The sequence below is a fragment of the Rhizobacter sp. P2_D12 genome (assembly GCF_056404395.1).
This window is the reverse complement of record NZ_JBFUEB010000005.1, coordinates 44643-59013: the sequence shown is the minus strand read 5'-3', so window position 1 is coordinate 59013 and position 14371 is coordinate 44643. Positions and strand designations below refer to the sequence as shown.

16 protein-coding genes are annotated in these 14371 nt (G+C 69.2%); 10 read left to right on the top strand and 6 right to left on the bottom strand.

Annotated features, from left to right (window positions below):
* The first annotated feature begins 110 nt into the window (after positions 1-110).
* Positions 111-950, top strand: coding sequence for an alpha/beta fold hydrolase (locus AC1DYN_RS02800; protein ID WP_477957580.1), 840 nt, complete (start codon positions 111-113; stop codon positions 948-950).
* On the opposite strand, the gene AC1DYN_RS02795 is transcribed toward AC1DYN_RS02800, so the two are convergent.
* The 3 genes from AC1DYN_RS02795 to AC1DYN_RS02785 form a co-directional block, all read right to left on the bottom strand.
* Positions 940-1419 (bottom strand): DUF1203 domain-containing protein, encoded by a 480-nt coding sequence (locus tag AC1DYN_RS02795; protein WP_477957579.1) that lies wholly within the window; start codon positions 1417-1419, stop codon positions 940-942. The two genes, AC1DYN_RS02800 and AC1DYN_RS02795, sit on opposite strands and share 11 nt — an antisense overlap.
* 83 nt (positions 1420-1502) lie before the next feature.
* Positions 1503-2612, bottom strand: a complete 1110-nt coding sequence (locus AC1DYN_RS02790) for an ABC transporter substrate-binding protein (protein ID WP_477957578.1) — start codon at positions 2610-2612, stop codon at positions 1503-1505.
* Between the two features lie 164 nt (positions 2613-2776).
* Positions 2777-3556: an alpha/beta fold hydrolase gene (locus AC1DYN_RS02785; protein ID WP_477957577.1), complete on the bottom strand. Its 780-nt coding sequence runs from the start codon at positions 3554-3556 to the stop codon at positions 2777-2779.
* A gap of 266 nt (positions 3557-3822) precedes the next feature.
* Here AC1DYN_RS02785 and AC1DYN_RS02780 point away from each other — a divergent pair, with 266 nt between their 5' ends.
* A complete protein-coding gene (locus AC1DYN_RS02780) occupies positions 3823-4266 on the top strand; it encodes a nuclear transport factor 2 family protein (protein WP_477957576.1) in 444 nt (147 codons plus the stop codon).
* 29 nt (positions 4267-4295) lie between these two features.
* Here AC1DYN_RS02780 and AC1DYN_RS02775 read toward each other — a convergent pair whose 3' ends face one another.
* On the bottom strand, positions 4296-5852 hold the full coding sequence (locus AC1DYN_RS02775; RefSeq protein ID WP_477957575.1) for an RNA/DNA-binding domain-containing protein: 1557 nt from the start codon (positions 5850-5852) through the stop codon (positions 4296-4298).
* 60 nt (positions 5853-5912) lie between these two features.
* On the bottom strand, positions 5913-6851 hold the full coding sequence (locus AC1DYN_RS02770; protein ID WP_477957574.1) for an MBL fold metallo-hydrolase: 939 nt from the start codon (positions 6849-6851) through the stop codon (positions 5913-5915).
* Between the two features lie 118 nt (positions 6852-6969).
* On the opposite strand from AC1DYN_RS02770, the gene gcvA reads away from it, so the two are divergent.
* From gcvA to AC1DYN_RS02755, 3 genes are read left to right on the top strand one after another with little or no spacing between them, the layout of a single operon-like run.
* The gene (gcvA, locus tag AC1DYN_RS02765) at positions 6970-7887 is read left to right on the top strand and encodes a transcriptional regulator GcvA (protein WP_477957573.1); all 918 of its coding nucleotides are present in this window, start codon (positions 6970-6972) and stop codon (positions 7885-7887) included.
* A gap of 47 nt (positions 7888-7934) precedes the next feature.
* A complete protein-coding gene (locus tag AC1DYN_RS02760; RefSeq protein WP_477957572.1) occupies positions 7935-8312 on the top strand; it encodes an ArsR/SmtB family transcription factor in 378 nt (125 codons plus the stop codon).
* Positions 8287-8775 (top strand): SRPBCC family protein, encoded by a 489-nt coding sequence (locus tag AC1DYN_RS02755; protein WP_477957571.1) that lies wholly within the window; start codon positions 8287-8289, stop codon positions 8773-8775. Before AC1DYN_RS02760 ends, AC1DYN_RS02755 begins: the two co-directional genes overlap by 26 nt.
* 12 nt (positions 8776-8787) lie before the next feature.
* On the opposite strand, the gene AC1DYN_RS02750 is transcribed toward AC1DYN_RS02755, so the two are convergent.
* Positions 8788-9528, bottom strand: coding sequence for a response regulator (locus AC1DYN_RS02750; RefSeq protein WP_477957570.1), 741 nt, complete (start codon positions 9526-9528; stop codon positions 8788-8790).
* A 169-nt stretch (positions 9529-9697) separates the two neighbouring features.
* Between AC1DYN_RS02750 and AC1DYN_RS02745 the strand changes: the two genes are divergently transcribed.
* The 5 genes from AC1DYN_RS02745 to AC1DYN_RS02725 all read left to right on the top strand — a co-directional run bounded on the left by AC1DYN_RS02745 (position 9698) and on the right by AC1DYN_RS02725 (position 14273).
* The gene (locus AC1DYN_RS02745) at positions 9698-10120 is read left to right on the top strand and encodes an organic hydroperoxide resistance protein (RefSeq protein WP_477957569.1); all 423 of its coding nucleotides are present in this window, start codon (positions 9698-9700) and stop codon (positions 10118-10120) included.
* 33 nt (positions 10121-10153) lie between these two features.
* Positions 10154-10756 (top strand): 2-hydroxychromene-2-carboxylate isomerase, encoded by a 603-nt coding sequence (locus AC1DYN_RS02740; RefSeq protein ID WP_477957568.1) that lies wholly within the window; start codon positions 10154-10156, stop codon positions 10754-10756.
* Complete coding sequence (locus tag AC1DYN_RS02735) at positions 10753-12054, top strand: ATP-binding protein (RefSeq protein WP_477957567.1); 1302 nt, start codon at positions 10753-10755, stop codon at positions 12052-12054. The genes AC1DYN_RS02740 and AC1DYN_RS02735 overlap by 4 nt, the downstream gene beginning before the upstream one ends.
* Positions 12051-13775, top strand: a complete 1725-nt coding sequence (locus AC1DYN_RS02730) for a cytochrome c biogenesis protein DipZ (RefSeq protein ID WP_477957566.1) — start codon at positions 12051-12053, stop codon at positions 13773-13775. Before AC1DYN_RS02735 ends, AC1DYN_RS02730 begins: the two co-directional genes overlap by 4 nt.
* A 66-nt stretch (positions 13776-13841) precedes the next feature.
* A complete protein-coding gene (locus tag AC1DYN_RS02725; protein ID WP_477957565.1) occupies positions 13842-14273 on the top strand; it encodes a YybH family protein in 432 nt (143 codons plus the stop codon).
* The last annotated feature ends 98 nt before the right edge of the window (positions 14274-14371 follow it).

Genomic DNA, 14371 nt, shown 5'->3' with positions numbered 1-14371 from the left:
ATCGACACCACTGTCACACGCCTGGCAGGGGTCGTGCTTGCACAATCGTCGCGCGATGGAATCGTTCCCAGGCGCACCCCACCCACACCCAACCAGGAAGGACAACAGCCATGAAAACCAACACCGGCTCCAACACCCTCACCACGAAGGACGGCGTCCAGATCTTCTACAAGGACTGGGGCCACGGCCAGCCCATCGTGTTCTCGCACGGCTGGCCCTTGTCATCGGACGATTGGGACGGCCAGATGCTGTACTTCCTGGCCCGCGGCTACCGCGTGATCGCGCACGATCGCCGCGGCCACGGCCGCTCGACGCAGACCTGGGACGGCAACGACATGGACCACTATGCCGACGACCTGGCCGCGCTGACCGAGGCCCTGGACCTGCGCGATGCGATCCACGTCGGCCATTCGACCGGTGGCGGCGAGGTGGCGCACTACCTGGGCCGCCACGGCAGCAAGCGCGTCGCGAAGGCGGTGCTGATCGGCGCGGTGCCGCCGGTGATGGTGAAGAGCGCCAGCAACCCGCAGGGCCTGCCGATGGACGTGTTCGACGGCATCCGCGCCGGCGTGGCCAACAACCGCGCCGAGTTCTACCGCGACATCACGTTGCCGTTCTACGGCTACAACCGGCCCGGCGCGAAGGTCTCCGAAGGCATTCGCCAGCACTGGTGGCTGCAGGGGATGATGGGCGGCATCAAGGCCCACCACGACTGCGTGAAGGCCTTCTCCGAGACCGACTTCACCGAGGACCTGAAGAAGATCGACGTGCCCACGCTGGTGATGCACGGCGACGACGACCAGATCGTGCCGATCGCCGATTCGGCGCTGCTGTCGGTGAAGCTGCTGAAGCAGGGCACGCTGAAGGTCTACCCGGGCCTGCCGCACGGCATGTGCACGACGCACCCGGAACTCATCAACCCGGACCTGCTGGCGTTCTTCAAGTCCTGACGCGGTCGACGCGGCACGCGAAGCAGCCGCGCTTCGCGAAGTGCAGGTGCAGGTAGGCGACCGCGGGGTTGCCGAACAGGCGCGCGATCTCGCCGGCCACTTCGGCGCCCTCGCGCACCGACGCGTCGACGATCAGGTCGGCCGCGTCGTAGGCGCGCACCGACAGCAGGCGCTGCGTCAGGTAGGGCGGCAACTCGCCGGCGGGCAGCCGGCGCTGCGCGGCGCCGCGCCGCACGAAGATCGGGCCCGAGGCGCGGTAGGGCGAGGCGGCCGGCTGGTGCTCGTAGGGCAGCAGCAGCAACTCCTCGCCCTGCGCGGCATCCTGCAGGCTCACGCGGCACGGGTAGCCGCTGCTTTCGGTGGCGATGCAGCGCTGCGCATGGTGGTGCGCGGCGAGCACGTCGTCCGAGAGGTCGAACAGCGCCGCGAACGGGGCGGCGGGCAGGGCGGTCAGCTGGAAGGTGTGCATGGTGCGGCTCGTGGTGATCGAAGCCGCATCGTGGCCGCCCGCGGCCGCGGGCGCTGGCCGTTTCCGGACCTGGAGTTCGGGGGCTACTGCACGAAGCGGTTGCCGCGCGACAGGATGGTCAGCTCGACCCAGTTGCTGCCGTGGTGGCTGGTCGGCGAGTAGGTGAGCGCATAGCCGTTCAGGTCGACCCGGCCCAACGAGCCCATGGCCTGCAGGATGCCTTCGCGGGTTGGCTTGGAGCCGGCCTTCTTCAGCGCCGCGACGAGCGTCTTGGCGGCGATGCACGACTCGAGCGAGGTGTAGTTGAGCTTGGCGCCGTTGAGGGCGTTCAAGGCCTCGGCACATTCCTTCACCAGCGGCACCGACACCTGGTTGGACGGGCGTGGCGACGGGATCACCTGCGCGACGATGGTGCCGCGCGCGAGGCCCCCGACCGATTCGGCCAGTTCGTCCGGGTTCACGAACGACAGCGCCGCCACCGGCACCGGCGTGCCCTTGTCGGTGGACACCTTGAGGAAGTCGCTGACCGCGCCGTACTGCGTGGTGGCGAGCACGTAGTGCGGCGCGTCCTTGAGCAGCGCGTCGATCGCGGCCGCGTCGAGCGGCGCACCGCGCTTCACCGCCACGCCCTTCGGTTTCGGCATGTTCGCTTCGGTGAAGGCACTGGCGACCGTCTCGTAGTTGCTGCGGCCCACCTCGTCGTCATAGTGCAGCACCACCGCCTTGGTCGAACCGACGCTGCGCTTGGCCTCGACGATCTTGACCGCCTCGTCCTTGTACGACGCGCGGATGGTGAAGACGTTGGGGTGGCTGCGCAGGCTGGCCGAGCCGCTGAAGGGCGCGAAGAACAGCAGGTTGTTCTGCGCCGCGATCGGCAGCGAGTCGATGCTGGTGGTGGCCGAGTTGTAGCCGAACAGCACCATCGCGCCGTTCTGGGCCACCAGCTGCTGGGTGTTCTCGAGTGCGCGCTGCCGGTTGTTGGCGTTGTCCAGCGTCACGAGCTGGATCTTGTGCGGCAGCGCGTTGCCCGCATTGGCCTTGGCGAACACCGCGAGCGCGCCGTCGCGCATGTCGCGGCCGATGTCGGCGTTGGGTCCGCTCAGGGCGACCGACTGGCCGACCACGATGTCCTGCGACCAGGCGGCCTGTGCGGCCGCCAAGGTCAGCGCCAGGATGGCGATGCTCTGTTTCATCCGATGTCTCCAACAGCAATGGAACGGGATGTCGTTCGAAGCGATACGCATCCCTTGTCCGGCGTCCAGCTTAGTCGGCGACGCACCGACCTTGCCAGCTTATTCGGCGAACAAGTTCACGCGTTGCGCCGGCAGGCGATGGAGACAGGCCGTTTTCGGGTGCGCTAGGAGCGTGCCGCCGCATCGGTCGCGGCGGTGACGATCAGGTCTGCGACCTCGCGGGGATGGCTGATCAGCGACAGGTGGCTGGACGCCAGCTCGATCGTGCGCGCCTTCATGCGCGCGGCGACGAAGCGCTGCAGCTCCGGCGCCGTGGTGCGGTCCTGCGTCGTGATGGCGTACCACGACGGCTTGCTGCGCCAGGCCGCGGCGCTGGTGCGCGACGCGAACAGCGTGTCGGCGATGCGGCCCTGCAATGCGTAGAGCACGCGGGCCCGCTCGGCGGGCAGGTCGCCGGCGAAGTCGCGCAGGAAGGCTTCTTCGTTCAGCTGCGCGAAGCCACCCGACTTGACCAGGCCGGCGCTGGCCGGCGGCGTCGGGAAGCGGCCGGCGAGCGCGGCGTAGTCTTCGCTGGCATCGGGGGCGCGCGCCGACACGTAGACCAGGCCGGCCACCTTCGGGTCGACGCCGGCTTCGCTGATCACGGTGCCGGCCCACGAGTGGCCGACGAGGATGGTGGGCCCGTCCTGCAGGGCCAGGATGCGCTGCGTCGCGACCACGTCGTCGGCCAGCGAGGTCAACGGGTTCTGCACCGCCGTCGCGCGGTAGCCGGCCTTCTGCAGCAGCGCGATCACGTCCGACCAGCACGAGCCGTCGGCATAGGCGCCGTGCACCAGCACGATGTTGCGGATCGGTGCCGGGCCCTCGGCACGGGCGATGCGGCCAGCGGCGGCGAGGCCGAGGCCGGCGACGAGCTGGGCGCAGAAGTGGCGTCGGTTGAGCATGGGAAGTCCCTGGGTGTGGAACACCCTCGGTCGCGGCCTGCGCGCCGGTTCTTACACGGGCCCGCGCGACATGACTCGTCATACAAGTGACCCGTCGGCATGGCCGATATCCCCGGGCTTACCCGCATGGCAGCGGCCATCCGACCCTCCTCATAATGCGTCCCGCGTTCAAGTTGTACGATGACGTACGACAAGCTGAACGCGATCTACAAGAAGTACCACGGCAAGGACCTTCCGTCGACGGTCCATCCCTGAAGGAGACACGCATGTTCAAGACGATCCTGACTGTGCTGGCGAGCAGCCTGGCGCTGTGCGCCTGTTCGGTGATGCCGGCCGGTGCCGGCGGTGGCGATTCGGCCGTCGCGGCGGCCGAGAGGCTGCGCGTGGCGATGGTCGATCCCGACCAGGCGGTGCTGTCGTCGCTGGTGGCCGACGAGCTGAGCTACGGGCACTCGAGCGGCAAGGTCGACACGAAGACGAGCTTCATCGGCGACCTGGTGGCCGGCAACTCCGATTTCGTCAGCATCGACATCAGCGACCAGGCGGTCAAGGTGGCGCAGGACGTCACGATCATCCGGCACACGCTGGTCGCGAAGACGAACGACCGCGGCGTGGCGGGCAACGTGAAGCTGCACGTGCTGCAGGTGTGGCAGCGGCAGGGCGGGGCGTGGAAGCTGCTGGCACGGCAGGCGGTGCGACCGCCGGCCTGAGAAATGGCTGTCGGTTCAGAGCCGCTGTTTCATGGCGTTGCCGGATGCTGATGGGCCAGCAGCCATTGCTGGCCCCCGGCAGTCAGCCGGTAGCGCTGAAGCCGGCTGGTTGGCTGGTCAGGCAAGGTCATTTCCAGCCAGCCCGCCGTGATGGCGGGTACCAGGTAAGCCTTGCGAAAGTGCTCTGCGTTTCTGAGGCCCAGCGCGGCCTGCAGCGCCTGTCTCGGCATCTCTCCCTGTACAACGCGCAGCAGGGCGGTGACTTCCGTGGTGACTTCCGTGGTGACTTCCGTGGTGGATATTGCGGCAGCCGCTGAAACGGGTCGCGCTCCGTCGTGCACTGGCAGCCGGATCACGAACGATGCGCGGTCGTCGTCGGTCTCGAACAGTGGAGGCGGCGACCCGTTGGCCGCCATCACCTTGAGGATCTTGGGAATGCCGGTGGCCCGTCCTTCGGTCAGGTCCAGCTCTTTCAAGAACTCGCCGATGCGTCGATTGCGGTAGCGCCGACTCACTGCGCGGCCGGCGTGCAGGTCGGCCAGCGTGATCGAGCGGTCCGGCCCCGGAAAACTCAGCACCACCAGTTCGTCGGGGCCGATGCGCACCTCGATCGGTTCGCGTTCTTCGTACGAGCGGTGGTAGACGGCGTTCACGACCGCTTCTTCGATCGCAGCGTAAGGGAAGTTCCAGAACCGGTCGGCCTCGGCACGTTGGGGGTGCTTCACCACCGTTTCGTGCAGGTAGTTGCGCTGGATGTAGCCCAGTGCCTCGCGCGTCATGCGGCCGAGGGGGCCTTTGAAGCTCTTCTCCTCGAAGCGATCGCCACCGGCGCCTTCCGGAAACCACAGCACGTCGATCTGCGTGCCGGGGAAGAAGCGATCGGGCGTTTCGTTGAAGAACAGCAGCCCCACGTTCTTCGGCATGGGCGATTCGGTGGCCCCGCCCACCACATTCATCTGTCGGCCCAAAGCCTCGAGTGAGAACGCAGGGCCCACGACATCGGCCAGTTCGCTGTCGACTTCGCGCAGGAAGGTCTCCATCAACGAGTGCGACAACGCGTCGAGGGGCGCGCCTTGGTGAAAGCGGTCGTCGAACGGCACCTTGGCCGCCAAGCTCAGCAACTCGATCTCGTCGTCGCCTTGGGCTTCCACCGTGCAGGTGTAGCGACGGATGTAGTAGTGCCAGGTCTTTTGCTTCGAAGTGACTGCGGCGGGTACCTTGTAGGGCCGGGTCTGCCCGCCTGGCGCCCAGAGCACGATGAGCTTGCGACCTTCGACTTCCGCGATGCTCAGGATCGGGAAGTAAGGTGGCTGGATCAACTGGCAGTGGGCCAGAAGCTCGCGCTGAATCTTGTCGAGCTGGTTGTCGGCCAGGCCGATGGGAGGAAACACAGGCCGGCCGTCGGCGTCGCAGTCCTGTCCGATGACCAAGTAGCCACCGCCCAGATTGGCGAAGTCGTTGGCGAATGCGCAAAGGGTGCGCAGGACCGGGTCGGGATTCCAGCCGGCCTTGTACTCGATGCGTTCGCCTTCGACGGTGCGCTGCCGCAGCAGGTCGTCCAGGTTGATCGGTAGCTTGGCGGGCATGGGGCTGGCTGGAACAGCAAGTTCGGATTCTGCCCTGACGGGCGTCCCCGAGGACTGGTCTCAATGACTCTCATCGGGCTGCGCCTTCAACAGCCCGATGCCGCTGTACCACAGCGGGCCCGGGTTGATCCGGTCGGGGTGCAGCGCGACCATCCTGTCGAAGAACTCGCGCGGCGTCGGCGTCGGCTTCTGGGCCAGCAGTTGCAGCGCATCCAGCAGGTACTTGCGCGTGTCTTCGAGGCAGGCCGGATCGTCGCTGCGTGAGCGCTGCTTGTGGCCGGCCACGACGGCCCGCGGCTTCAACGCCTGCACGCGGTCGATCGCCTTCAACCACGCCTGCAGGCCGCCGTCGCCGCCTTCGAGCAGGTACTGGTGCAGCCCGTTGTAGGCCACGTCGCCCGCCACCACCAGGCCGATCGATGGAACGTGCAGCACCGTCGTGCCGTCGGTGTCCGAATGCCCGACGGACACCGGCTGGATCCGCTTGCCTTCGAGCAGAAAGCCTTCCGCAGGCACCGGCTTCGCGAGCACCGGCGTCGGCCCGATCTGGCCCGGGAAATCCTTGTCGTACTTCGCGCGGCCGTCGGCCGCCTTGTGCATCTGCCGGATCACGTCGTCGGTCGCATAGACGGTCGCGTCCGGAAAACGCTCCAGCACCTGAGCCGTCCCGAACCAATGGTCGCCGTGGCCGTGCGTCGAGTAGATGACCTTCAGCCGCTTGCCCGACTGCGCGACCCAGGCGATGACCTGCTCGGTCTGCGAGCGCGTCAGCGGCGGGTCCACGAGCACGGCATCCTTCTCGCCGTAGATCAGCGTGCTGGACACCGGCGACGACACGATCGGGCCGCCATCGGGCAGGCGCAGCTCGGAAGCGCGCTGCACGCCATCGGTGACCAGCACCTGGTACGACAGCGGCGGCGAGGCGGTTTGCGCATGGGCGAGGCAGGGCAGCAGCACGGCCGCGGCCAGGGCGCGGCGAAGCGACGAAACGAGTGACATGATGGGATTCCTTGGATGCATGCGAGCCGGAGGGCTCGGACGCCAGTCTGGGCTACAGTGATCGCGGCTTCAAACGGTCTTTTCGCATGGCCTGCATGCGATATCGGAATGCCAAACCATGCGCCGCTACGCACTGCCCCCGCTCGACCAGCTCGAGGCCTTCGAGGCCTCGGCGCGCCACCTGAGCTTCACGAAGGCCGCCGAGGAACTGTTCCTGACACAGTCGGCCGTGAGCCGCCAGATCGCATCGCTCGAGGCGCACTACCAGCTGCCGCTGTTCCGGCGCCTGCACCGCGCGCTGACGCTGACCGACGAAGGCCAGCGCCTGTACCGCACGGTGGGCGAGGTGCTGGAGCGGCTGCACGAGGCCGGCGCGGCGCTCAAGCGCACCCGTGCCACGCGCACCGTGGTCGTCACGACGACGCCGGGCTTTGCCGGCCTGTGGCTGATCCCGCGCCTGGCCGGATTCACCGCCGCCCAGCCCGACGTCGACGTGCGCATCTCCGCCACCTATGACGTGGTGCACCTGAACCGCGACGGCGTCGACCTGGCGATCCGCTACACCGATGCCGAGCGCGCCGGTGCGTCGGCGCAGCTGCTGTTCAACGAGGTGGTGTTCCCGGTGTGCAGCCCGCGGCTGCTGCGCGACCCGAAGCGGCCGCTGAAGCACCCGCGCGACCTGTGCCGGCACACGCTGCTGCAGAAGGAGGCCGACCCGGTCGATTCGCTGCAGCACTGGTCGACCTGGCTGAAGGCGATGAAGCTCGACGACCTGAAGCCGGCCAGCACGCTGCAGTTCACGCTGTACGACCAGCTGATCCAGGCCGCGGTCGACGGGCAGGGCGTCGCGATCGCGCGCAGCCCGCTGGTCGAAGACCTGCTGCGCAAGCGCAAGCTGGTCGCGCCGTTCACCGCGACGCTGGCCTCGCCGCGCAGCTACTACCTGCTGCAGTCGACCGCGGCGCAGCGCAAGCCGGAGGTGCAGCAGTTCATCGCGTGGCTGCGCGCCGAGGTGGACGCGATCCGCACGCCCTGAGGCCGCGGCGCTTGCCATGCGCCGGCCTGCTTCCTATACTAAGCCATATGGCTAACCAATCGATGCAGGCCGCGGCGCAGCTGACCGACGTGTTCTACGCGCTGGCCGACCCGACGCGGCGCGCGATCGTCGGCGCGCTGGGGCCGGGCCCGGCGTCGGTGTCGACGCTGTTCGAGCCGTTCGCGATGGCGCTGCCGTCGTTCATGAAGCACCTGTCGGTGCTGGAGCGCAGCGGGGTGATCCGGTCGAGCAAGCTCGGTCGCGTACGCACCTGCGAGCTGCAGCCCGAGGCGCTGACGCAGGCCGAACAGTGGATGGCGCAGCAGCGTGCCGCGTGGGAAGCCCGAAGCGACCGCATGGCCGCCTTTGCCGAGCAACTTCACCAGGAGAGCCTGTCCCATGACCGACCGAAACGCCGGCGCTGAAACGCGCGACCTCGTCATCTCGCGCCTCGTGCGCGCGCCGCGCGCCACGCTGTGGCGCGCCTGGACCGAGCCCGAGCTGCTGAAGCAGTGGTGGTGTCCGAAGCCGTGGACCACCGAGCTGCGGGCCTTCGACCTGCGCGCCGGCGGCGACTTCCACACCTTCATGAGCGGCCCGGACGGCGGCACCAGCGACAACCCGGGCAGCTTCCTCGAGATCGTGCCGCAGTCGCGCATCGTCTTCAGCTCGCTGCTCACCGGCGGCTGGCGGCCGGCCACGCCGTGGATGCCGTTCACCGCCATCATCACGCTGGCCGACGAAGGCGAGGGCACGCGCTACGTCGCGACCGTCATGCACCCCGACCAGGCCACCAGCGACAAGCACAAGGAGATGGGCTTCTTCGACGGCTGGGGCACCTGCATCGACCAGCTCGCCACGCTGGCGGGCCAGCTCGCGGGCCGCTGATGCGCCCCGCGCTCAGTCCCGCGCCTCGACGGCCGAGGCGAAGACGTAGCCCTCGCTGCGCACCGTCTTGATGTAGCGCGGTTCGCGCGCGTCGTCGCGCAGGCGCTGGCGCAGCCGGCTCACCAGCAGGTCGATCGAGCGCTCGAAGAGTTCCGCGTCGCGGCCCTGCGTCAACCCGAGCAGCTGGTCGCGGCTCAGCACCTTCTGCGGGTGGTCGAGGAAGACGCGCAGCAGCCGGTACTCGGCACCGCTCAGCGCCACCATCACGCCGCTCTCGTCCAGCAGGTGGCGCGCGGTGGTGTCCACCTCCCATTCGCCGAAGGCCAGCCGCGTCGCCGCCTCGGTCGAGCGCATGTTCGGCGGCAGCATGCGGGTGCGCCGCAGCACCGAGCGCAACCGCGCCAGCAGCTCGCGCGCCGAGAACGGCTTGGCCAGGTAGTCGTCGGCGCCCATCTCGAGGCCGAGGATGCGGTCGGCCTCGTCGTTGCGCGCCGTCAGCATCAGGATCGGCGTCGCCTTGTACTTGCCGCTGCGCAGGTCGCGGCACAGCGACAGGCCGTCCTCGCCGGGCAGCATCAGGTCGAGGATGATCAGGTCGAACGGGCCCGATTCCTCCAGCGCCGCGCGCATGTGCCGGCCGGTGGGGACGGCGACCACGCGCAGGCCGTTCTTCACCAGGTAGGTGGTGAGCAGCTCGCGGATCTCGCGGTCGTCGTCGACGATGAGGATGTGGTCGCTGGACTTCGAATTCATGGCCCGCACTGTAGACCGGCTGCCGAGGTGGCCGCGGCGGTTTGTATTCCCATGTATCCGGCCGCGCACGCAGGTACGTGCCAATGCAAATCCCCGGGGTGGCCGACACACCGTCGATACACGCGGCGGGTGCAATGGCGGCTCCCAACCACCTGAACAAGGAACCACCATGACCACGAAGCTCGACAAGCTGCTGTACACCGCCCACACCCACACCACCGGTGGCCGCGACGGATCCGGCCGATCCAGCGACGGTGCGCTCGACGTCAAGCTCAGCCCGCCCGGCTCCGGCAAGCCCGGCACCAACCCGGAACAGCTGCTGGGCGTGGGCTGGTCGGCCTGCTTCATCGGCGCGATGGGCCTGGCGGCCAAGAGCCTGGGCCTGAAGATGCCGCAGGATGCCGCGGTCGAGGCGAACGTCTCGCTGGGCATGACCGACGCCGGTGCCTACGGGCTGGCGGCCACGCTGTCGATCACGCTGCCGGGGCTCACCGCCGGGCAGAAGCAGCAACTGGTCGACACTGCGCACGACACCTGCCCGTACTCGAAGGCGCTGAAGGGCAACATCGAGATCACGCTGCTGATCGCCTGACCCGAACGACGCGCCGACCGCCTGGAGACCCCCGTGACCCGCACCATCGACTACTACTTCGGCCCGCTCAGCCCCTGGTCCTACCTGGGCCACCGGCGCTTCACCGCCATCGTGCAAGAGGCGGGCGCGGCCGTTCGCGTGCGGCCGGTGGACATGAACGCGGTGTTCGCGGTCTCCGGCGGCCTGCCGCTGGGCCAGCGGCCGGCGCAGCGCCAGGCCTACCGGCTGGTCGAGCTGGCGCGTTTCTCGAAGGAACTCGGGGCGCCGATGAACCTGCAGCCGAGGCATTTCCCGGTGCCGCCCGATCACGCGGCCAAGCTGATCGTGGCCGTTGCGCTGCACGATGGCGACGCGGCCGCGATGCAGGTCACGGGCGCGGTGCTGGGGGCGGTGTGGGCGCGCGAGCTCGATGTCTCCGATCCCGAGGTGCTGGCGCAACTGGCCGTCGAATGCGGGCTGCCGGCGCAGCGCGCGATGCAGGCACTGGGCGAGGCGGTGGGCGCGCGGTACCAGGAGAACACGCGCGAGGCCATCGCGGCGCAGGTGTTCGGCGCGCCCAGCTACCTGGTCGACGGCGAGATCTTCTGGGGCCAGGACCGGCTCGAGTTCGTGCGCCGCGCGCTGGCCGCATCATGAGCTTCGCGCCCCGCACGCTGTTCGCGCGCGTGACCCTGGTCATCGTGGTCGGCCTGACGATCGCCCAGCTGCTGACCTTCGCGCTGATCCGCTTCGAGCGCGGCACGGTGCTGCGCGAGCTGATGATGCTGGGCGTCGAGCGCGACATCGCCAGCTCGGTGGCCATCCTCGACCGCCTGCCGGCGGACGAGCGCGATGGCTGGCTGGCGCGGCTGGAGCGTCGCAACTACCGCTTCCAGCTGGGCGGCACGGCCGAGGGCTTCGCGATCGAGTCGCCGTTCTCGCGCATGTTCGCCGACTCCGTCACCGAGGCGCTGCGGCCGTTCGAGATCGTCAAGGTGCTGCAGGTGGCGCAGCCGCGCGACGGCCTGCAGATCCAGGTGCGGCTGGCCGACGGCTCGTCGCTGGTCATCCACTGCCGGCGCGTCGAGATGCCGGTGTCGAACTGGGTGCTGTGGGTGCTGCTGGGGCAGCTGGTGGTGCTGGCGGTCTGCGCCTGGGTGGTCGTGCGGCTGGTCACGCGGCCGCTGGCGCAGCTGGCCGCGGCGGCCGATGACCTGGGGCCCGACCTGAAGGCGCCGCTGGCCGAGGAAGGCCCGAGCGAGGTCGCCCATGCGGCCCGGGCCTTCAACGCGATGCAGCAGCGCATCGCCGGCTACATGGCCGAGCGCGTCGAGATCCTGGCCGCGATCTCGCACGACCTGCAGACCCCCATCACCCGCATGCGCCTGCGCACCGACCTGATGGACAACGAACAGGACCGCGACAAGTTCCGCCAGGACCTGGACGAGATGCTGGCGCTGGTGCGCGAAGGCGTCACGTATGCGCGCACCCTGCATGGCGCGACCGAGCCGGCCTGCCGCATCGATGCCGACGCGCTGTTCGAGAGCATGGTCGCCGACTACGAGGACTCGGGCGAGCAGGTGCGGCTGCAAGGCCGGGCCGGCGCGCCGATCGTGACGCGGCCGAACGCGCTGCGCCGCATCCTGATGAACCTGATCGACAATGCGCTGAAGTTCGGCAGCGACGTGCAGTTGCGCGTGCAGGCCGACGGCGGCCGGCTGGTGCTGGCCGTGCTCGACAACGGGCCGGGCATCCCGCCGGACCAGCTCGAAGCGGTGCTGCAGCCCTTCTACCGCGTGGAGAGCTCGCGCAACCGCAGCACCGGCGGCACCGGCCTGGGCCTGGCCATCGCGCAGCAGCTGTCGGTGGCGATGGGCGCCGAGTTGAAGCTGATGAACCGTGCCGAGGGCGGGCTCGAAGCCCGGCTGACGCTGGGCCCGGGAGACGAATCGTGATCCTGCTGCTCCTTGCCTGGCTGGGCGGCGTGCTCACCATCCTGAGCCCATGCATCCTGCCGGTGCTGCCGTTCGTGTTCGCGCGCGCCGACCGGCCGTTCCGCTCGCACGGGCTGCCGATGCTGGCGGGGATGGCCGTGGCCTTCGCGGCCATCGCGACGCTGGCCGCGGTGGGCGGCGGCTGGGTGGTCGCGCTCAACGAACACGGCCGCCATGCGGCGATGCTGCTGCTGGCCGGCTTCGGCGTCACGCTGCTGTTCCCGGCGCTGGCCGAGCGCATGAGCCGGCCGCTGGTCGCGCTGGGCTTGCGCATTTCCGGATCGCAGCAGCGCACGTCCATCCTGTCGCCGCTGGCGCTGGGCGTGGGCACCGGGCTGCTGTGGGCGCCGTGCGCCGGCCCGATCCTCGGGCTGATCCTGACCGGCGCGGCGCTGAACGGCGCGAGCGCGGGCACCTCGGTGCTGCTGCTGGCGTATGCCGCCGGGGCCTGCAGCTCGCTGGCGGCGGCACTGCTGTTCGGCGGGCGCCTGTTCGCGGTGATGAAGCGCTCGCTGCACACCGGCGAGTGGGTCCGCCGTGCCGCGGGGGCCGCAGTGCTGCTGGGCGTCGGCGCGATCGCGCTGGGCCTGGACACCGGCCTGCTGAGCCGCCTGTCGATCGGCACCACATCGACGCTGGAGGAATCGCTCGTGCAGCGACTCACCCGTAGCCCGGATGCCAATCCGGGACCTACCGCGTCAGTCAAGCAGAAGCTCCCCGTCGAAGGCATCCTGCCTCCGCTGGCCGGCGCCACCGAATGGATCAACTCGCCGCCGCTGACCGCCGAAGGCCTGCGCGGCAAGGTGGTGCTGGTCGATTTCTGGACCTACTCGTGCATCAACTGCCTGCGCACGCTGCCCTACGTTCGCGCCTGGGCCGACAAGTACAAGGACGCGGGCCTGGTGGTGCTGGGCGTGCACACGCCGGAGTTCGCCTTCGAGAAGCAATCGGGCCACGTGCACCGCGCGGTCGCCGAGCTGCAGGTCGGCTACCCGGTGGCGGTCGACAGCAGCTTCGCGATCTGGCGCGCGTTCGGCAACCGCTACTGGCCGGCGTTCTACTTCGTCGATGCACAGGGCCGCATCCGCCATCACCAGTTCGGCGAAGGCGACTATGCGCAGGCCGAGCAGGTGATCCAGCAACTGCTGGCCGAGGCCGGGGCTGCCGCGGTTCCCGCCGGCCTGGTGGCGCCGAAGGGCGAGGGCACGCAGGCGGCACCCGGTGCGTCGCCGGCCTTGTCGCCCGAGACCTACCTCGGCTACCAGCACGCGAGCGGTTTTGCGTCGCCGGGCGGCATCGCCGCCGACCGGGCGCAGGCCTACCAACTGCCGGCCTCGCTGCAGCGCAACCAGTGGGCGCTCGCCGGCACCTGGAACGTGGGCCCCGAGGGCGCGGTGCTCGGCCAGGCGAACGGCCGCCTCGCGCTGCGCTTCCAGGCACGCGACCTGCACCTGGTGCTGGGGCCATCGGCCGATGGCGAGCCGGTGCGCTTCAGGGTGCTGGTCGACGGCAAGCCGCCGCTGGCGGACCGCGGTGCCGATGTCGATGCGCAGGGCAACGGGGTCATCGGTGCGCAGAAGCTCTACCAGCTGGTGCGCCGCTCGGCGAACGGCGGAGATGCCTTGTTCGAGATCGAGTTCCTCGATCCGGGCGCGCAGGCCTTCGTGTTCACCTTCGGTTGACGGCATCCGGCCGCTGTCGATTCCGCCGGGTGTCGATCGTCGTGGTGAGAACCGCAGGAGCAAACCATGACCTCATCCGACACCAACCCCGTCTTCCAGGCGCTCGAAGGCTACCAGTCTGCCGTCCTGGCCAAGGACGCCGGCGCCTTTGCCGCGCTCTACGCCGCCGATGTCCGCGTGTTCGACATGTGGGGCGCCTGGTCTTTCGACGGCCTCGAAGCCTGGTGCCGGGAGACGGCCGACTGGTTCGGCTCGCTGGGCGACGAGCGGGTGCGGGTCGGGTTCAGCGACGTGCAGGCCAGCGTCTCGCAGGACCTGGCCATCGGTCATGCTTTCGTCAGTTTTGCCGCGCTGGGCCCCGACGGCGTCGAGCTGCGCTCGATGAGCAACCGCCTCACCTTGGTGCTCCAGCGCCGGGGCGGCGCCTGGAAGATCACCCACCAGCACACCTCGGCACCTGCGGATCCGCAGACCGCGAAGCTGATCTTCAAGCGCTGACGCAGAAATCGCTCAGTCCCGCCGCGCCTGCGCCGATAACCGGACGCATGGCGGTGCAGATCGGGTCGCTCGAACCTCGCAATTGAGTCTGAATTGCG

Excerpts from the sequence above, each read along its gene's own strand:
- AC1DYN_RS02800 (WP_477957580.1), top strand. The coding sequence starts at position 111 with ATGAAAACCAACACCGGCTCCAACACCCTCACCACGAAGGACGGCGTC.
- AC1DYN_RS02795 (WP_477957579.1), bottom strand. The coding sequence starts at position 1,419 with ATGCACACCTTCCAGCTGACCGCCCTGCCCGCCGCCCCGTTCGCGGCG.
- AC1DYN_RS02790 (WP_477957578.1), bottom strand. The coding sequence starts at position 2,612 with ATGAAACAGAGCATCGCCATCCTGGCGCTGACCTTGGCGGCCGCACAG.
- AC1DYN_RS02785 (WP_477957577.1), bottom strand. The coding sequence starts at position 3,556 with ATGCTCAACCGACGCCACTTCTGCGCCCAGCTCGTCGCCGGCCTCGGC.
- AC1DYN_RS02780 (WP_477957576.1), top strand. The coding sequence starts at position 3,823 with ATGTTCAAGACGATCCTGACTGTGCTGGCGAGCAGCCTGGCGCTGTGC.
- AC1DYN_RS02775 (WP_477957575.1), bottom strand. The coding sequence starts at position 5,852 with ATGCCCGCCAAGCTACCGATCAACCTGGACGACCTGCTGCGGCAGCGC.
- AC1DYN_RS02770 (WP_477957574.1), bottom strand. The coding sequence starts at position 6,851 with ATGTCACTCGTTTCGTCGCTTCGCCGCGCCCTGGCCGCGGCCGTGCTG.
- gcvA (WP_477957573.1), top strand. The coding sequence starts at position 6,970 with ATGCGCCGCTACGCACTGCCCCCGCTCGACCAGCTCGAGGCCTTCGAG.
- AC1DYN_RS02760 (WP_477957572.1), top strand. The coding sequence starts at position 7,935 with ATGGCTAACCAATCGATGCAGGCCGCGGCGCAGCTGACCGACGTGTTC.
- AC1DYN_RS02755 (WP_477957571.1), top strand. The coding sequence starts at position 8,287 with ATGACCGACCGAAACGCCGGCGCTGAAACGCGCGACCTCGTCATCTCG.
- AC1DYN_RS02750 (WP_477957570.1), bottom strand. The coding sequence starts at position 9,528 with ATGAATTCGAAGTCCAGCGACCACATCCTCATCGTCGACGACGACCGC.
- AC1DYN_RS02745 (WP_477957569.1), top strand. The coding sequence starts at position 9,698 with ATGACCACGAAGCTCGACAAGCTGCTGTACACCGCCCACACCCACACC.
- AC1DYN_RS02735 (WP_477957567.1), top strand. The coding sequence starts at position 10,753 with ATGAGCTTCGCGCCCCGCACGCTGTTCGCGCGCGTGACCCTGGTCATC.
- AC1DYN_RS02725 (WP_477957565.1), top strand. The coding sequence starts at position 13,842 with ATGACCTCATCCGACACCAACCCCGTCTTCCAGGCGCTCGAAGGCTAC.